Origin of the sequence: Actinacidiphila sp. bgisy167 (genome assembly GCF_965342175.1) — a bacterium.
GTDB lineage: Bacteria > Actinomycetota > Actinomycetes > Streptomycetales > Streptomycetaceae > Actinacidiphila.
Genome location: NZ_CBDRBL010000236.1, coordinates 1 through 568, shown reverse-complemented (window position 1 = coordinate 568; position 568 = coordinate 1). Strand labels below are relative to the sequence as shown.

Annotated in this window: 1 protein-coding gene; it reads right to left on the bottom strand. The window is 69.7% G+C overall.

Annotated features, from left to right (window positions below):
• The coding region (locus ACRWND_RS30950; RefSeq protein ID WP_431955312.1) for a CoA transferase at positions 1–568 on the bottom strand (568 nt) is incomplete at both ends.

The window sequence follows — 568 nt, the reverse complement described above, 5'->3', positions numbered from 1 at the left end:
TGACGGCCCAGCCGGGTTGTCCGCCGCCGGAGGCGTTGCCGGAGCGGGGGACTTCGTCGGTGAAGGTCTCGTTGGGGTACTCGGCGAGCGGTCCGTGGGCCAGGCGCTGCTGGTCGCGGAGTTTGACCCGGCACAGGTTGAGGACGGCGTGCTGCATGGCGACCTGGACGCGTTGGCCGCGTCCGGTGTGGGTGCGCTGGTAGAGGGCGGCCAGGATGCCGGCGACGGCGTGGATCCCGGTGCCGGAGTCGCCGATCTGCGCGCCGGTGGCCAGCGGGGGGCCGCCCTCGAAGCCGGTGGTGGCCATCGAGCCGCCCATCGCCTGGGCGACGACCTCGTAGGCCTTGAAGCCGGTGTAGGGGCCGTCCCCGAAGCCCTTGATCGACGCGTACACGATCCGTGGGTTGATCTCCTGGATGCGTTCCCAGGTGAACCCCATCCGGTCCACCGCGCCCGGCCCGAAGTTCTCCACCATCACATCGCTGCGCGCGATGAGTTCGGTGAGGATCTCCCGGCCGCGCGGGGTCTTGGTGTTCAAGGTGATGCTCCGCTTGTTGCCGTTGAGCAT